Consider the following 15,642-nt stretch of genomic DNA (forward strand, 5'->3'; position numbering starts at 1 on the left):
GTCCACCTACTCTGTTCCTCGTTCCGGGATCAGTGAGGGGGGTACCTCGCGATCGCCGACCGACCACGCGAGCAAGCGAGCTGATGCCTGATGACATCCGTGTCCCCGTCCCCGTCCGAATTCCCCTCCGAATCCCCCGCCGAGGGCGCCGCCAACAACTTCCAGGTCGATCTGCGCGGCCTGGTCGACCTGCTCTCCCACCACCTCTATTCCAGCCCCCGCGTCTACGTGCGCGAACTCCTCCAGAACGCCGTGGACGCCGTGACCGCCCGTCACGCGCACGAGCCCGGCGCGGAAGTGCGCATCCGCCTGTCGGCGTCCGCCGGCCGCATCACCATCGAGGACTCCGGCATCGGCCTGACCGCCGCCGAGGCCCACTCCCTCCTCGCCACCATCGGCCGCAGCTCCAAGCGCCGGGGTGAAGGCGCCTCCGCCGCCGAGCTGCAGGGCCTGGAGACCACCCGCCGGCAGTTCCTGGGACAGTTCGGCATCGGCCTGCTCGCCTGCTTCGTCGTCGCCCGGCAGATCCGGGTCGTCACCCGCTCCGCCCGCGACCCCCAGGCCGCGCCCGTCGAGTGGCTGGCCACGGACGACGGCTCGTACACCGTGCGCGAACTGCCCCACGACGCCCGCCCCGAACCCGGCACCACCGTCCACCTGGAAGCCCGCCCGGGCGCCGAGGAATGGACCGAGCCCACCCGGGTCGAACGCCTCGCCCGCGACTACGGCTCCCTGCTGCCCTACCCCATCACCTTCGACGACGGCCTCGGCGGCGCCCCCCGGTCCATCACCGACCGGCCCGCCGTGTGGGACCGCGCCCATCCCACCCCGGCCGCCCGGCGCGTCGCGCTCGCCGGGCACTGCGCGCAGCTGTTCGGCTTCACCCCGCTCGACAGCATCGACCTCGACCTGCCGGTCGCCGGGGTGCGCGGCGTCGCGTACGTACTGCCCGAGCCGACCAGCCCCGCCCACCGGGCCGGCCACCGCGTCCACCTCAAGGGGATGCTGCTCACCGACCAGGCCGACAACCTGCTGCCCGACTGGGCCTTCTTCGTCCGCGCCGTCCTCGACACCGACACCCTGCGGCCCACGGCCTCCCGCGAGAACCTCTACGACGACGAGACGCTCGCCGCCGTGCGCGAGGCCCTCGGCGCCCGCATCCGGACCTGGCTGGCCGAGCTCGCGGCGAGCGAACCGGACCGCCTGGCCGCCTTCCTGAGCGTCCACCACCTCGGCGTGAAGTCCCTCGCCCGGCACGACGCCGAGCTGCTCGGCCTGATGCTGCCGTGGCTGCCGTTCGAGACCAGCGACGGCTCGATGAACCTGGAGGAGTTCACGGCGGCCCACTCCGAGATCCACTTCACGCGCACCGTCGAGGAGTTCCGGCAGATCGCACCGATCGCGGCGGCCCACGGCCTCGGCGTCGTCAACGCCGGCTACACCTACGACGCCGACCTGCTGGCCCTGCTGCCCTCCGTCCGCCCCGACCTGAAGGTCACCGAGCTGGACGCGGGAGCGGTCACCGACCGCCTCGACCCGGTCCCCACCACCGTCGAACTCTCCCTCGCCGCGTTCCTCTCCACCGCCCGCACCCGGCTGGAGCCCCAGAGCTGCGACGTGGTCCTGCGCGCCTTCCAGCCCGTGGCCGTGCCCGCGCTGTACCTCGACGACCGCCAGGCCCGCCAGGAGCGCGACCGGACCGCCGCACTCGAATCCGCCGACTCCCTGTGGAGCGGCATCCTCGGCTCGCTGCGCGGCTCCGGCCCGCGCGCCCGCCTCGTCTTCAACCACAACAACCCGCTGGTCCGCCGGATCGCGGGCCTTCCCGACCCGACGCTCGCCGGCACCGCCGTCGAATCGCTGTACGGCCAGGCGCTGCTGATGTCCCAGCGGCCGCTCCGCCCGGCCGATTCGGCCCTGCTCAACCGGGCCTTCCTCGGCCTCCTGGAATGGGCGACCCACCCCGTCAACGCCCAGGCCACCCCGACCGCCACGTCCGAGGAGAACGAGAAGTGAGCACCCTGACGGCCGACGAGATCCGGCGCGCCCTGTACGAGAACCGCAGCCTGCCCCACGGCGCCGCGCGCAACGCCCAGGCCGAGGCGCTGACCGCCGCCGCCGAGGTCTGCGGGGACACCGGCGTGTTCCGGGCCGCGCTGGTCAACCAGATCGACGCCTACGAGTACAGCGCCGAGCGGAGCCGCATGGTGGTCCCGTTCGCCCGCCTGCTCCAGGAGCACGACCGCGACCCGTCGGCGTTCGACTCGGGCGACGCCCACTCCCTCTTCTGGCGCTTCAAGTGGGTCTCGGGCCAGATCATCAGCTCCCCCGACGTGCCGATCTCCTCCGTCACGGGCTACCTCGACGACATGGAGAAGCGCTACCGGATCGCCGGCTACAGCGAGCGGGCGGTACGCCAGTCCGAGTACTTCCTCGCCGACGCCATCGGCGACGACGACCGCGCGGAGCGGGCCATGGCCCAGTGGCGCGCGGCCGACCGCGACGCGATGAGCGACTGCCACGCCTGCGAGACCAACTCCCAGGGCGTCTTCTGGGCGACCAAGGGCGAAGACGCCAAGGCCATCGAGGTCTGGGAGCCCGTGCTGACGGGCGAGCAGACCTGCATGGAGGAACCGCACCGGGTGCTGGCCCGGTCGCTGCTCCCCCTGCTGCGCCTCGGCCGCACCGACGAGGCCCGCTCGAACCACCTGCGCGGCTACCGGATGGCCCGGGGCAAGGAGAGCCTGCTGCGCGCGATCGGCCAGCACATCGAGTTCTGCGCGCTCACCGGCAACGAGGCGCGCGGCGTGGAGATCCTCGCCGAGCACGGGGCGCACCTGCGGCCGCTGGTGGACGTCAAGACCCAGCTGGACTTCTACGCCGGAGTCCTCGTCCTGCTCCGGCGGCTGGTCGAGCTCGGCCACGGCGCCGACCCGACGGTGCCGTACGAGGGCTCCGCGCGCACCGTCGAGGAGCTGCACGGCATCCTGCGTGCGGAGGCCCTGGACATCGCCCGGCGGTTCGACGTGCGCAACGGCACCGCCCGGGTCTCCGAGCGGCTCACCGAGCGGCTCTCCCGGGCCCCGCTGGCCGACGCGCTCCCCCTGGGCGTGCGCAGCGCCGCCCTCCCGCAGCCGGCCGGGGCCGCTCCGGCACCGGCCGCCGCGTCCGTGCCCGTCAGCGCCGCCGAGTTCGGCGGGCTCGTGGAGCAGGCCCGTGTCGCCCGCGACACGGGCCACCCCGGAGCGGACCGGCTCTGGGCGGAGGTCGTCGTACGGGTCTCCGCGCTGCCGGAGCCGGACGTGCACCCGCTGCTGCTGGCCGAGGTCGCCGAGCACCGGGCCCTGACGGCCGCGCGGGCCGGGGCACCGGACGCGGCGGAGCTGCTGACGGCCGTCCGCGACGGATACCGGGCGCTGGGGCGGGCCGACCGCGCCGCCCTGGCGGAACTGCGGCTGGCGAGCTCGGCCGCGCAGGCCGGGGCCGCGCCGGAAGAGGTCCGCGCACTGCTGGCGGCGGGCCTGCGCGCCGCCGAGGAGCTGGACGCGGCGGAGCCCCTGCGGGCCCGGCGGATCGCCGTGGCGGAGCTGTCCGCGCTGCGGCTGGAGCCGTACCTGCGCTCGGCCGAGGCCGCGCGGGAGCACGCCCGTGAACACGGGGACGGGGACGGCCACGCGCACGAGCACGGTCATGACCACGAACACGAGCACGGGCTGCTGGTGGCCGAACTCGCCTCCTTCGTCTCCTCCTACGGGCAGGACATCCCGGACCTGGCCTCCGAGGCCGAGGAGATGCTCGGCCGGGTGGCCCTCTCGCAGGGCGACACCGAACGGGCCCTGGAGCTGCTGGCCTCCGCCGCAGACCGGGCCGTCGGGGCGGGCCGGCCGTGGCGGGCGACGGACGCCCTCGTCCTGCGGGCCGGGGTGCTGCTCTCGCTGGGACGGCCCGAGGAGGCCGAGGAGGCCGCTCGGTCCGGCCTGGAGCACTCCGCCGAGGTGACGGACGCCGAGGAGCAGGGGATCGTACGCCTCACCCTCGCGGACGTCCTGCTGCGCGGGCAGGGCACCGCGGCGGAGGCCGCCGAGCACGCCCTCGCGGCGGCGCACTGGTTCGACCAGGCGGGTCTGGCCGCCGACGGCGGGGCCCAGGCCCGGCGGATGCTGGCCCAGGCCTACGCCCGGGACGGCCGGACCGCCGACGCGGCGGAGGTCCTGCAGTCGGCGCTGCCGGACCTGCTGGAGCACGGCGAGGGGCAGGCCGTGTCCGCGCGGGACTTCCTGGGGAACCTGCTGCGCGACCTGCGCGAGCCCCGGGCCGCCGCGGAGCAGTTCCTGCTCGCCGCCGACCTGGTCGAGGACTGGGAGGACCCCCGGCCCCAGGCGGGCTTCGCCCAGGCGGCGGCCGACAGCCTCTCCGACGCCGGTCTCGCCGACGAGGCCGTCGCCGCGTACCGGCGCGCTCTGGAGCTGCGCCGGCTGACCGGCGACGCGGTGGTGTCCGAGGTCCGGATCCTGCGCTCGCTGGCCTGGCTGGAGATGCGCGAGGAGGTCACCGAGGAGACCGTGGCCGCCGCCCGGGCCCTGATGGACGAGGCCGCCGAGGTCCTGGAGGCGGCCCTGGCGGCCGATGGCGGCGAGGCCGCGGAACTGCTCTCCGAACTGGCGCAGACCTGGCACCAGCTGGCGCAGGTCCTGGACCGGCTGGTGGGCACCCTCGGGCCCGACCGGGACGGGAAGGAGGAGCCCCCGGCCGGTGGCCACCTGAGCGCGGCCGCCGTCGAGGCCCTGCGGCTTGAGGAGATCGAGCTGTGGGAGCGCGCGGCCGAGCTGTACGCGCGGCTCGGGCTGGAGAACCTCCAGGACCGCTTCCAGTGCCTGAACAACGCCGCGTGGACCGAGCACGAGCTGGGCCGCCCGGAGGCGGGCGCCGCCAGGATGTCGGCGCTGCTGGAGGAGGTCGAGACCCTGCCCGAGGGCATGGCTCCGGAGTGGGTGGTCCCCCAGGCACGGCGGATCATCGCGAACCTGACGGCCTGAGCGCCCGAGCATCCGACCGACCCGGCCGGGGCCCGTCGTACGACGGGCCCCGGCCGGGGGCGTTGGGGGGAGGCTCAGCCGCCCAGCTGGGCGAGCGCCTCGGTGGCGATCCGCTCGAAGACCGCCTCGTCGGCGGCGAAGTCGGAGTCCGGGATCGGGGCGTGGATGACCAGCTCGGTGAAGCCCAGCTCGCGGTGGCGGCCGGCGAAGTCGACGAACGCGTCCACGGACTCCAGCATGGCGCCGCGCTCCGGGGTGAAGCCGGTCAGCAGCACCTTCTCGATGGAGCCGGAGTCCCGTCCGATCTCCGCCAGCGCCTTCTCCAGGCGCCCGTGCTGGACGCGCAGGGCCTCCAGCGACTCCTCGGGCGTGCTCTCGGCGTGCTTCGGGTCGCCCGCGGTCACCCAGGCCTGACCGTGGCTCGCCGCGAGCCTCACCCCGCGCGGGCCGGTCGCGGCGACGGCGAACGGCAGGCGCGGGCGCTGGACGCACCCGGGGACGTTGCGCGCCTCGTCGGCCGAGTAGAACGTGCCGTGGTGGGTCAGCGCCTGCTCGGTGAGCAGCCGGTCGAGCAGCGGAACGAACTCGGCGAAGCGGTCCGCCCGCTCGCGCGGGCTCCACTCCTCCTGGCCCAGTGCGGTCGCGTCGAAGCCGTTGCCGCCCGCGCCGATGCCGAGGGTGATGCGGCCGCGCGAGATGTCGTCCAGCGACATCAGCTCCTTGGCCAGGGTCACCGGGTGCCGGAAGTTCGGCGAGGTGACCAGGGTGCCCAGTCGGATCCGCTCGGTGACGGAAGCCGCGGCGGTCAGCGTGGGCACCGCGCCGTACCAGGTGCGGTCGCGGAAACCGCGCCAGCTCAGGTGGTCGTAGGTGTAGGCGGTGTGGAACCCGAGGCGCTCGGCCCGCTCCCACTGGTCGCGGCCTCCCTCATGCCACGGGCGTACCGGCAGGATCACGGTGCTCAGGCGCAAAGTCATGCCGTCGAGCGTACGGCGGTCCGTGGCTCGTACACCAACCACACCTCGCCCATCAGGGCCCGGCTCATCCGGTTCGGCGCATGTTTCACGTGAAACATGCGCCGGGCGAACCGTCCCCCCGGGAGCGCCTACCGGCCAGGCGGGTGAGAAATGTCTGGACGATCATGGTCCGGCAGCAGGGACCCATGGGCGAAGATGGAGCGGTGACCTCGGCTTCTCAGCGCCCGGACGGGCCGACCCCCGCACCCCGGCTCATCGCCACCGACCTCGACGGCACCCTGCTGCGCGACGACAAGTCCGTATCGCTCCGCACGGTCGCCGCGCTCGCCGCTGCCGAGGAGGCCGGGATCGAGGTCTTCTTCGTCACCGGCCGCCCGGCCCGCTGGATGGACGTGGTCAGCGATCACGTCCACGGCCACGGCCTGGCGATCTGCGCGAACGGCGCCGCCGTCGTCGACCTCCACGCGGGTCGCGAGTTCGTACAGGTCAGGGCACTGCCCCGAGCCACGGCCCTGGCCGTCGTGGAAACCCTGCGCGAGGCCGCCCCCGGCACCTCCTTCGCGGTCGAGATGACCACCGGCATCAACTACGAGCCGGCCTACCCGCCGTTCTTCCAGGACCCGGGCGCCACGGTCGCCACCGCGGAGAAGCTGCTCCACGAGGAGCACGACGACCATGACGCGCCGGTGCTCAAGCTGCTCGCGCACCACGCCGAGATGACCCCGGACGACTTCCTCGCCCTGGCCCGGTCCGCCGCCGGCGCCTACGCCTCCATCACCCGCTCCAGCCCGACCGCACTGCTGGAGATCAGCGAGCTCGGCGTTTCCAAGGCCAGCACCCTGGAGCTGTGCTGCGCCGAGCGCGGGATCTCGCCCGCAGAGGTCGTCGCCTTCGGGGACATGCCGAACGACGTGGAGATGCTCCGCTGGGCCGGCACCTCGTACGCGATGGGCAACGCCCACCCGGACGTGATCGCGGCCGCGTCCGGCCGTACGGTCGACAACAACGAGGACGGCGTCGCCGTGGTCATCGAACGGATCCTGGCCGAGCGCGCGGCGCGCGGCTAGAAGCCCACGGCGGGGAGCGGTGGATCACAGCGGGGCCTCCCACACCAGGGTGGTCCCGCCTTCGTCCTCCCCGATGCCGGATCCGTACCAGCTGGACCCGCCGAGCGACTCCGCCCTGCGACGCAGGTTCCGCAAGCCGCTGCGCCGACCGCCCTCCGGCATCCCCACCCCGTCGTCGGCGACTTCCAGCCGCACCCCGGGCCGGCCGTCGGGCAGGCTGACGGTGGAGTCGACCAGCACCTCGATCCGGGACGCGCCCGCGTGCCGGAAGGCGTTCGACAGGGCCTCGCGCAGGGCGGCGATCAGGTTCTTGCCCACCAGCTCGCCGACGACCGTGTCGACCGGGCCGACGAAGCGGTGCGCGGGCTTGAAGCCCAGGGGCACGGCCGCCATGTTGATCTCCCGCAGCACCCGGGTCCGCAGCCCCGACGGAGCCTCCGCCGGACCCTGCTGGAGGGCGAAGATCGCGGTGCGGATCTCCTGGATGGTCACGTCCAGCTCGTCCACCGCCTTGCCCACGCCGTCGCGGACCTCGGGGACGATGGACCGGCGCTGCGCGCCCTCCAGCATCATCCCGGTGGCGAACAGCCGCTGGATGACCAGGTCGTGCAGGTCCCGGGCGATCCGGTCGCGGTCCTCGAACACCGCGAGCCGCTCCCGGTCGCGCTGGGCCTCGGCCATCATCAGCGCGAGAGCGGCCTGGGAGGCGAACTGCGTGGCCAGGGTCCGCTCCGCCTCCGTGAAGGGCCTCTTGCCCCGGGCCCGCGGGGTGACGAGCGCGCCCAGCACCCGCCCGCCGCTGTGCAGCGGCAGCATCATGCAGGGTCCGTACTGGCTGGTCAGCCTGCTGATCATGCGGGGGTCGGAAGCTGCGTCGTCCACGAACACGGGCTCGCCCCGCAGCAGGTCGTCCACCACCGGGCTCTCCGCGGGAATGACCACGCCGAGCGAGGTGGCCGGGTTGTCCGCGGAGACGGCGACGATCTCCATGCCCCCCTCCTCCGCCGGCAGCATCACGATCCCGGCGGCGGAGTCGGCCAGCCGGCGCGCCTGTTCGGCCACCACCGACAGGGCGTCGTCCGCGTCCCCGCCCGACAGCAGGGCCGTGGTGACGGCCACCGAGCCGTCGATCCAGCGCTCGCGCTGCGTGGCGGCCTCGTAGAGCCGGGCGTTGCCGATGGCGATGCCCGCCTCGGTGGCCAGCACCCGGACCATGTGGACGTCGTAGTCGTTGAACTCGCCGCCGCCGTTCTTCTCGGCGAGGTAGAGGTTCCCGAAGATCTCGCCCTGGACCCGGATCGGGACGCCCAGGAAGGTCTTCATCGGCGGGTGGTGCGCGGGGAAGCCCGCCGACCGCGGGTCCTTCGTCAGGTCCGAGAGCCGGACGGTGTCCGGGTGCGAGATGAGCGCCCCGAGCAGGCCCCGCTTCCCGTCCGGGCGGTGCCCGATCTTCCGGGCCAGCTGAGCGCTGACGCCGAAGGTGACGAAGTCCGACAGCCCCGGGCCGTCGGTGTCCACGACCCCGATCGCCGCGTAGCGGGCGTCCGCGAGCTCGGCGGCCGTCTCGCAGATGCGGTCGAGCGTGGAGTGCAGTTCGAGGCCGGTGCCGACCGAGCGCATGGCCTCCAGCAGTTGCGGGACGCGCGCGGTCAGCTCCGTGGACAGCCCGTGCAGGCTCCGGGTGGCCTGGGTGGCGGCCTCCATGGGATCCGGTGCGCCCCCACGGGATTCCGGTGGCTCCGGCGATTCCTGCGACTCCTGCACTGACATGCCCTGAGCGTAGTTAGTCCCGTTTAGGAGGGAAAGTCAGCCCCTGCTGCCGATGAGGGCCCGATCGGCCTCCCGCTCCCGCTCCAGGAGGCTCCGCAGCGGCCCCTCGACCGCTGCCAGCTCGGCATGGGGACCGCGCTGCACTACCTCTCCGCCGTCCACTACGAGCACCTCGTCCACCGCCTCCAGTCCGGCGAGCCGGTGCGTGATCAGCACGGTGGTCCGGCCCTCGGTGGCCGCCAGCAGATCCGCCGTCAGGGCGTCCGCGGTCGCCAGGTCCAGGTGCTCGGCCGGCTCGTCCAGGACGAGGACGGGGAAGTCCGCCAGCAGCGCCCGCGCCAGGGCCAGCCGCTGGCGCTGCCCGCCGGAGATCCGTTCCCCGTGCTCCCCGACCAGGGTGTCCAGACCGTCCGGAAGCCCGTCGGCCCACTCCAGCAGCCGGGCCGCGGCCAGCGCCTCGCGCAGCTGCTCCTCGCTCGCCCCGGTCCGGGCCAGCCGCAGGTTCTCCCGCACCGAGCTGTCGAAGAGGTGCGCGTCCTGGGCGCACAGGCCCACGATCCGGCGCACCTCGTCGCCGTCGAGTTCGCGGACGTCCGTCCCGCCCAGGGTGTACGCGCCTTCGCGCGGGTCCAGGAAGCGCAGCAGGACCTGCGCCAGGGTGGTCTTGCCCGAACCCGACGGGCCGACGACCGCGATGCGCCGGCCCGCTTCCAGCGTCAGGTCCAGCCCGTGCAGCGCGTCGCGCTCCTGCCCGCCGTGCCGGGCGGCGAGGCCGGTGAGCCGCAGCGGGAACGGCGAGGCCGGCAGTGCCCGGGGCCGGGCCGGCTCGGCGACGGGGACCGGGGCGTCGATGACCTCGTAGACCCGCTCGGCGCTGCGGCGCACCCGCTGGCGGTACTGGACGGCCAGCGGAAGCCCGCTGACGGCCTCGAAGGCGGCGAGCGGGGTCAGCACCACCACCGCCATGGCCACCCCGGACAGCCTGCCGTCCGCGACGGCCTCCGCACCCGCGAACGCGGCGCACACCACCGTGAGTCCGCACACCAGGGCGGACAGCCCGCCGCCGAGCCCGGTGGCCGCGGCCCCGCGCGAAGCGATCCGGGTCAGTACGCCGTCGCTCTCCCGCGCCCGCTGCTTCCGGCCGGCCAGCGCACCGGCCACCGTCAGTTCGGCGGTACCCGTCAGCAGATCGGCCACCCGGGTGGCGAGTTCGCCCCGGGCGGGTGCGAGCCGCCGCTCGGCACGCCGCGCACAGGCCCCGCTGAGCAGCGGGACCCCCACCCCGGCCGCCAGCAGCCCGACCGCGAGCGCGGCCCCCGCACCGGGCAGCATCCAGGTGGTGAACGCCACCGATCCGGTGCCGACGAGCACCGCGGTGCCCACCGGCAGGAGCCAGCGCAGCCAGTAGTCCTGGAGCGCGTCGGCATCGGCCACCAGCCGGGAGAGCAGGTCCCCGCGCCGCTGCCCGCGCAGCCCGGCGGGGGCGATCCGCTCCAGCCGGCGGTACACCGCGACCCTCAGGTCGGCGAGCATCCGCAGGACGGCGTCGTGCGACACCAGCCGCTCGGCGTAGCGGAAAACGGCCCGCCCGATCCCGAAGGCCCGGGTCGCCGTGACGGCCACCATCAGGTACAGCACCGGCGGCTGCTCGGAGGCCCTGGAGATCAGCCACCCGGAGACGGCCATCAGGCCGACGCTGCTCCCGACGGCCAGCGCCCCGAGCAGCAGCCCGAGCCGGAACCGGCCCTGCCAGGCAGCGGCCGCGGCCCGCACCCGCCGCAGCGGATCGCCGGCCGGGCCCGCGCCGGCGTTGTTCCCGCCGCCCGGTCCGCGTCCGGTCCGCTCCGGTCCGCCCCCGAGGGTCCACTCCCCGGGTCCGGACACCGCAGCGGCCCCGCGCGAAGCCGTTCCCGCGCCGACCGCGGGTGCGGTGGCCGCGGGGACCACGACCGGCCGGGCCGGGGCGCCCTCGCCCACCGCCACCACCCGGTCGGCCACCGCCAGCAGCGCCGGCCGGTGCACCACGAGCAGCACGGTCCTCCCGACCGCGAGGCGGCGTACGGCATCCACGACGGCCGCCTCGGTCTCCCCGTCCAGGGCCGCCGTCGGCTCGTCCAGCAGCAGCACCGGCCGGTCCGCGAGGAACGCCCTGGCCAGGGCGAGACGCTGGCGCTGCCCGGCGGAGAGGCCGGCGCCGCCCTCGCCGAGCGGGGTCCGCGCCCCGCTCGGCAGGGCCGAGACGAACTCCCACGCCCCGGCGTCGCGCAGGGCCGCCTCCACGGCTTCGTCATCGGCCCCGGGCCGGGCCAGGCGGACGTTCTCGGCTATGGTCCCGGCGAACAGGTGCGGCCGCTGCGGAACCCACGCGATGCGCTCCCGCCACTGTTCCAGGGAGAGCTCCGCCAGGTCCGTGTCCCCGATCCGGACCCGTCCGGCCGTCGGGGTGACGAAGCCGAGCAGCACGTTGAGCAAGGTGGACTTGCCCGCCCCGCTCGGCCCGGTGAGGGCCACGCACTCGCCCGGTCCGACGACGAGCGAGACGGGACCGGGAGAGCTCGCCCCGCGCCCCTCGTACCGCACCTCGACCCCGTCGAGCGCGATCCGCAGTGCCGTGGCCGGCACGTCGGCGCCGCCGCCCGGGGTGGGGGCCGGGGTCTCCAGCACCTCGAAGATCTCTTCCGCGGCAGCCAGTCCCTCGGCGGCCGCGTGGTACTGCGCCCCGACCTGGCGCAGCGGCAGATAGGCCTCCGGCGCGAGGATCAGGATGACCAGCCCGGTGTACAGGTCCAGTTCCCCGTGGACGAGCCGCATGCCGATGGTGACCGCGACGAGCGCCACCGACAGCGTGGCAAGCAGCTCCAGCGCGAAGGAGGAGAGGAAGGCGATGCGCAGGGTGCGCATGGTGGCCTGGCGGTAGTCGTCGGTGATCTTCCGGATGGACTCGGCCTGCGCCTTCGCCCGTCCGAACACCTTCAGCGTGGGAAGACCCACCACCACGTCGAGGAAGTGTCCCGACAGCCGGGAGAGCAGCCGCCACTGGCGGTCCATCCGGCTCTGGGTGGCCATGCCGATGAGGATCATGAACAGCGGGATCAGCGGCAGGGTGACGACGATGATGGCCGCCGACACCCAGTCCTCCGTGACGATCCGGGCGAGGACCGCCACCGGGACCACCACGGCGAGCCCCAGCTGGGGCAGGTAGCGGGAGAAGTAGTCGTCGAGCGCGTCCACGCCCCGGGTGGCCAGGGACACCAGGGATCCGGTGCGCTGTCCGCTGAGCCAGCCGGGCCCCAGGTCGGCGGCTCGGTCCAGCAGCCTGCCCCGGAGCTCGGACTTGACCGCCGCGCTCGCCCGGTGCGCGGCCAGCTCCGTGAGCCAGGCGACGAGGCCGCGCCCCAGAGCCACCGCCGCGAGCAGCAGCAGTGGCGTCCGGAGCGCGGCTCCGTCGAGTCCCCGTTCGAAGGCGCCGACCACGATCTCGGCGATGAGCATCGCCTGACCGACGACCAGCCCCGCTCCGGCCAGCCCGAGGGCTACCACCGCGCCCAGGAAGAGGCGGGTGGAACGGGCGTACCGCAGCAGGCGCGGGTCGATCGGTTTCACGTGAAACATCCCCTCGGCAGGGTCGGGCAGGAGGGACGCGCGCGGCTCAGTGCGCGTCGACGATGTGCTGCGTACCGATCCGCTTGCGGAAGACCCAGTACGTCCAGCCCTGGTAGAGCAGGACCAGGGGAGTGGCCACGGCGGCGCACCAGGTCATGATCTTCAGGGTGTACGGGGTGGACGAGGCGTTGGTGACCGTGAGGCTCCAGGCCGGGTCCAGCGAGGACGGCATGACGTTCGGGAACAGGGTCAGGAACAGCATCGCGACGGCCGCCGCGATGGTGATCCCGGACAGGGCGAACGCCCAGCCCTCCCGGCCCGCCAGGTTGAACCCGAGGGCCGCGACCAGTGCCAGTACGGCCACGGCCATCGCCACCAGGCTCCACGCGTCACCGCGCGAGGCCTGGGTCCAGATCAGGAAGGCCAGGGCCAGGACGGCCGTCACCACACCCAGCCGGGTGGCCAGCGCACGCGCACGGTCCCGGATGTCCCCGACGGTCTTCAGCGCGGCGAAGACCGCACCGTGGAAGGTGAACAGGGTCAGGGTGACCAGGCCGCCGAGGACCGAGTAGACGTTGAGCAGGTCGAGGACGTTCCCGACGTACTCCATGTCCTGGTCGATCTTCACGCCGCGCGCGATGTTGGCGAAGGCCACGCCCCACAGGAAGGCCGGGATCAGCGAGGTCCAGAAGATCGCGTGTTCCCAGTTGGTCTGCCACCGCTCCTCGGACCGCTTGTGGCGGTACTCGAAGGCGACGCCGCGGACGATGAGGCAGCCCAGGATGAGCAGCAGCGGCAGGTAGAAGCCTGAGAAGAGGGTCGCGTACCACTCCGGGAAGGCGGCGAAGGTGGCACCGCCCGCCGTGAGCAGCCAGACCTCGTTGCCGTCCCAGACGGGCCCGATCGTGTTGATCAGGACCCGCTTCTCCGTGCGGTCCCGGGCGAGGAGCTTGGTCAGGACCCCGATGCCGAAGTCGAAGCCCTCCAGGAAGAAGTAGCCGGTCCACAGGACGGCGATCAGTACGAACCAGACGTCGTGAAGTTCCATGGTGTGGTCTCCTCAGCCTCAGTACGAGAAGGCCATCGGCCGGTCGGGGTTCTTGTCGTCCCCGCCGATCCTGGTGGGCGGGTTGAGGTCGGCCTCGGTGAGCTCGGGCGGACCTGCCTTGACGTACTTCACGAGGAGCCTGACCTCGATCACCGCGAGTACGGCGTAGAGCAGCGTGAAGCCGATCATCGAGGTGAGCACCTCGCCCTGCGAGACGCCCGGCGAGACCGCGTCCCTGGTGCGCAGCACTCCGTAGACCACCCAGGGCTGACGGCCCATCTCGGTGAAGATCCAGCCCCAGGAGTTGGCGATCAGCGGGAAGAGCATGGTCCAGAGCGCGACGATCCAGTACATCCGGGTGAAGCGGGGGCTGAGCGCCTTCTTGAAGAGCACGAGATGGGGGACCTCGTCCTCAGCGGTGCGCAGCGCCGGCGGCAGCAGGAACCGCTTGCGGGTCAGCCACAGCCCGAGCATGCCGATCCCGAGGGAGGCCATGCCGAAGCCGATCATCCAGCGGAAGCCCCAGTACGCGACGGGGATGTTGGGTCGGTAGTCGCCGGGGCCGAACTTCTCCTGCTCGGCCTTGTTGACGTCGTTGATGCCCGGGACGAAGGAGCTGAAGTCGTCGTTGGCGAGGAAGGACAGCAGGCCCGGGATCTCGATGGCCACCTTGTTGTGGCCCTTCTCCACGTCTCCGTAGGCGAAGACGGAGAAGGGGGCCGGCGCCTCGCCGTCCCACAGGGCCTCGGCGGCGGCCATCTTCATCGGCTGCTGCTTGAACATGACCTTGCCGAGCAGGTCGCCGCTGATCGCGGTGCCCATACCGGCGATGATCATGACGACCAGGCCGAGCCGCAGCGAGCTGCGCATCACGGGGATGTGCTTCTTGCGGGCGAGGTGGAAGGCGGCGATGCCGACCATGAACGCGCCGCCCACGAGGAACGCGGCCGTGATGGTGTGGAAGAACTGGGTGAGGGCCGTGTCCTGCGTGAGGACCGCCCAGAAGTCGGTGAGCTCGGCCCGGCCCCGCTCCTCGTTGATGCGGTAGCCGACCGGGTGCTGCATCCAGGAATTGGCCGCCAGGATGAAGTAGGCGGACAGGACGGTGCCGAGGGAGACCATCCAGATGCAGGCGAGGTGGATCTTCTTCGGCAGCTTGTCCCAACCGAAGATCCACAGCCCGATGAAGGTGGACTCGAAGAAGAAGGCGATCAAGGCCTCGAACGCCAGTGGGGCGCCGAAGATGTCACCCACGAATCGCGAGTAGTCGGACCAGTTCATTCCGAACTGGAACTCCTGGACGATGCCGGTGACGACACCCATCGCGATATTGATCAAGAAAAGCTTGCCCCAGAACTTCGTGGCCCTGAGGTACTTCTCCTTCTCCGTCCGGACCCACGCGGTCTGCAGGCCGGCGGTCAGCGCGGCGAGCGAGATCGTGAGCGGCACGAAGAGGAAGTGGTAGACGGTGGTGATGCCGAACTGCCAACGCGCCAATGTCTCAGGCGCCAAAGCTAGGTCCACGTCGTCTTCTCCTTGTCGTCGCCGTGGTCACAGCGGGCAGTCTGCCTGGCGGGTTCCTCCCCATAACGGGAGAAAGCAGGACACGCTTGTGAACGCGTTCACATTCACAAGCATTATGTCCTACCGCCCACGACCCGAATCAGCCGGGGTCCCCCTTATCGGCCACTAGCCAAGGATTTCAACAGATTGTTGAATGTGGCCCATGCAGATTCGAATCTCCTGGCCTGCGGGCCTGCTCACCGCAACCCTCGACGAGACCCCGACCAGCAAGGCGCTGGCCGCGGCCCTCCCGATCTCCGCCTCCGCGAACACCTGGGGCGAGGAGGTCTACTTCGACACCGGGGTCTGCGTGGCCCTGGAAGACGACGCCCAGCAGGTCGTCGAGCCCGGCACGGTCGCCTTCTGGACCGAGGGCGACGCGCTCGCCCTGCCCTACGGCCCCACACCCATCTCGCGCGGAGGCGAGAGCCGCCTGGCGAGCCCGTGCAACGTGCTCGGCTCGTTCGACGGCGACCCCCGCCTCCTGGCCACCGTCCGCGACGGCGACCCCATCCGCGTGGAACTGGTCTGAGCCCGGCTACCCGGACTGCGGCCACCTGACCGCAGCGCTCTGACAA

General features: G+C 72.8%; 9 protein-coding genes. 4 read left to right on the plus strand and 5 right to left on the minus strand.

The annotated features are described in order from the left end of the window. The first annotated feature begins 90 nt into the window (after window positions 1-90). Both OG553_RS16540 and OG553_RS16545 read left to right on the plus strand, forming a co-directional pair. Window positions 91-2,016: an HSP90 family protein gene (locus OG553_RS16540; protein ID WP_405979712.1), complete on the plus strand. Its 1,926-nt coding sequence runs from the start codon at window positions 91-93 to the stop codon at window positions 2,014-2,016. Continuing rightward, complete coding sequence (locus tag OG553_RS16545; protein ID WP_405979713.1) at window positions 2,013-5,036, plus strand: tetratricopeptide repeat protein; 3,024 nt, start codon at window positions 2,013-2,015, stop codon at window positions 5,034-5,036. Before OG553_RS16540 ends, OG553_RS16545 begins: the two co-directional genes overlap by 4 nt. 74 nt (window positions 5,037-5,110) lie before the next feature. Here OG553_RS16545 and OG553_RS16550 read toward each other — a convergent pair whose 3' ends face one another. Further along, window positions 5,111-6,013, minus strand: a complete 903-nt coding sequence (locus OG553_RS16550) for an LLM class flavin-dependent oxidoreductase (RefSeq protein WP_405979714.1) — start codon at window positions 6,011-6,013, stop codon at window positions 5,111-5,113. Window positions 6,014-6,198: 185 nt separating this feature from the next. Here OG553_RS16550 and OG553_RS16555 point away from each other — a divergent pair, with 185 nt between their 5' ends. Next, complete coding sequence (locus OG553_RS16555) at window positions 6,199-7,080, plus strand: Cof-type HAD-IIB family hydrolase (RefSeq protein WP_405979715.1); 882 nt, start codon at window positions 6,199-6,201, stop codon at window positions 7,078-7,080. Between the two features lie 24 nt (window positions 7,081-7,104). Here OG553_RS16555 and OG553_RS16560 read toward each other — a convergent pair whose 3' ends face one another. The 4 genes from OG553_RS16560 to OG553_RS16575 are packed head-to-tail and all read right to left on the minus strand — an operon-like array spanning window position 7,105 to window position 15,025. Further along, window positions 7,105-8,850: a GAF domain-containing sensor histidine kinase gene (locus tag OG553_RS16560; RefSeq protein WP_405979716.1), complete on the minus strand. Its 1,746-nt coding sequence runs from the start codon at window positions 8,848-8,850 to the stop codon at window positions 7,105-7,107. 36 nt (window positions 8,851-8,886) lie between these two features. Then, window positions 8,887-12,453, minus strand: a complete 3,567-nt coding sequence (gene cydD / locus OG553_RS16565; RefSeq protein ID WP_405979717.1) for a thiol reductant ABC exporter subunit CydD — start codon at window positions 12,451-12,453, stop codon at window positions 8,887-8,889. Window positions 12,454-12,499: 46 nt separating this feature from the next. Then, window positions 12,500-13,501, minus strand: a complete 1,002-nt coding sequence (gene cydB / locus OG553_RS16570) for a cytochrome d ubiquinol oxidase subunit II (RefSeq protein WP_405979718.1) — start codon at window positions 13,499-13,501, stop codon at window positions 12,500-12,502. An 18-nt stretch (window positions 13,502-13,519) separates the two neighbouring features. Further along, on the minus strand, window positions 13,520-15,025 hold the full coding sequence (locus OG553_RS16575; RefSeq protein ID WP_405979719.1) for a cytochrome ubiquinol oxidase subunit I: 1,506 nt from the start codon (window positions 15,023-15,025) through the stop codon (window positions 13,520-13,522). A 202-nt stretch (window positions 15,026-15,227) separates the two neighbouring features. Here OG553_RS16575 and OG553_RS16580 point away from each other — a divergent pair, with 202 nt between their 5' ends. Further along, window positions 15,228-15,596: a cyclophilin-like fold protein gene (locus OG553_RS16580; RefSeq protein ID WP_405979720.1), complete on the plus strand. Its 369-nt coding sequence runs from the start codon at window positions 15,228-15,230 to the stop codon at window positions 15,594-15,596. Window positions 15,597-15,642: the final 46 nt, after the last annotated feature.

The sequence above is a fragment of the Streptomyces sp. NBC_00158 genome (assembly GCF_045160885.1).
Taxonomy (GTDB): Bacteria; Actinomycetota; Actinomycetes; order Streptomycetales; family Streptomycetaceae; genus Streptomyces.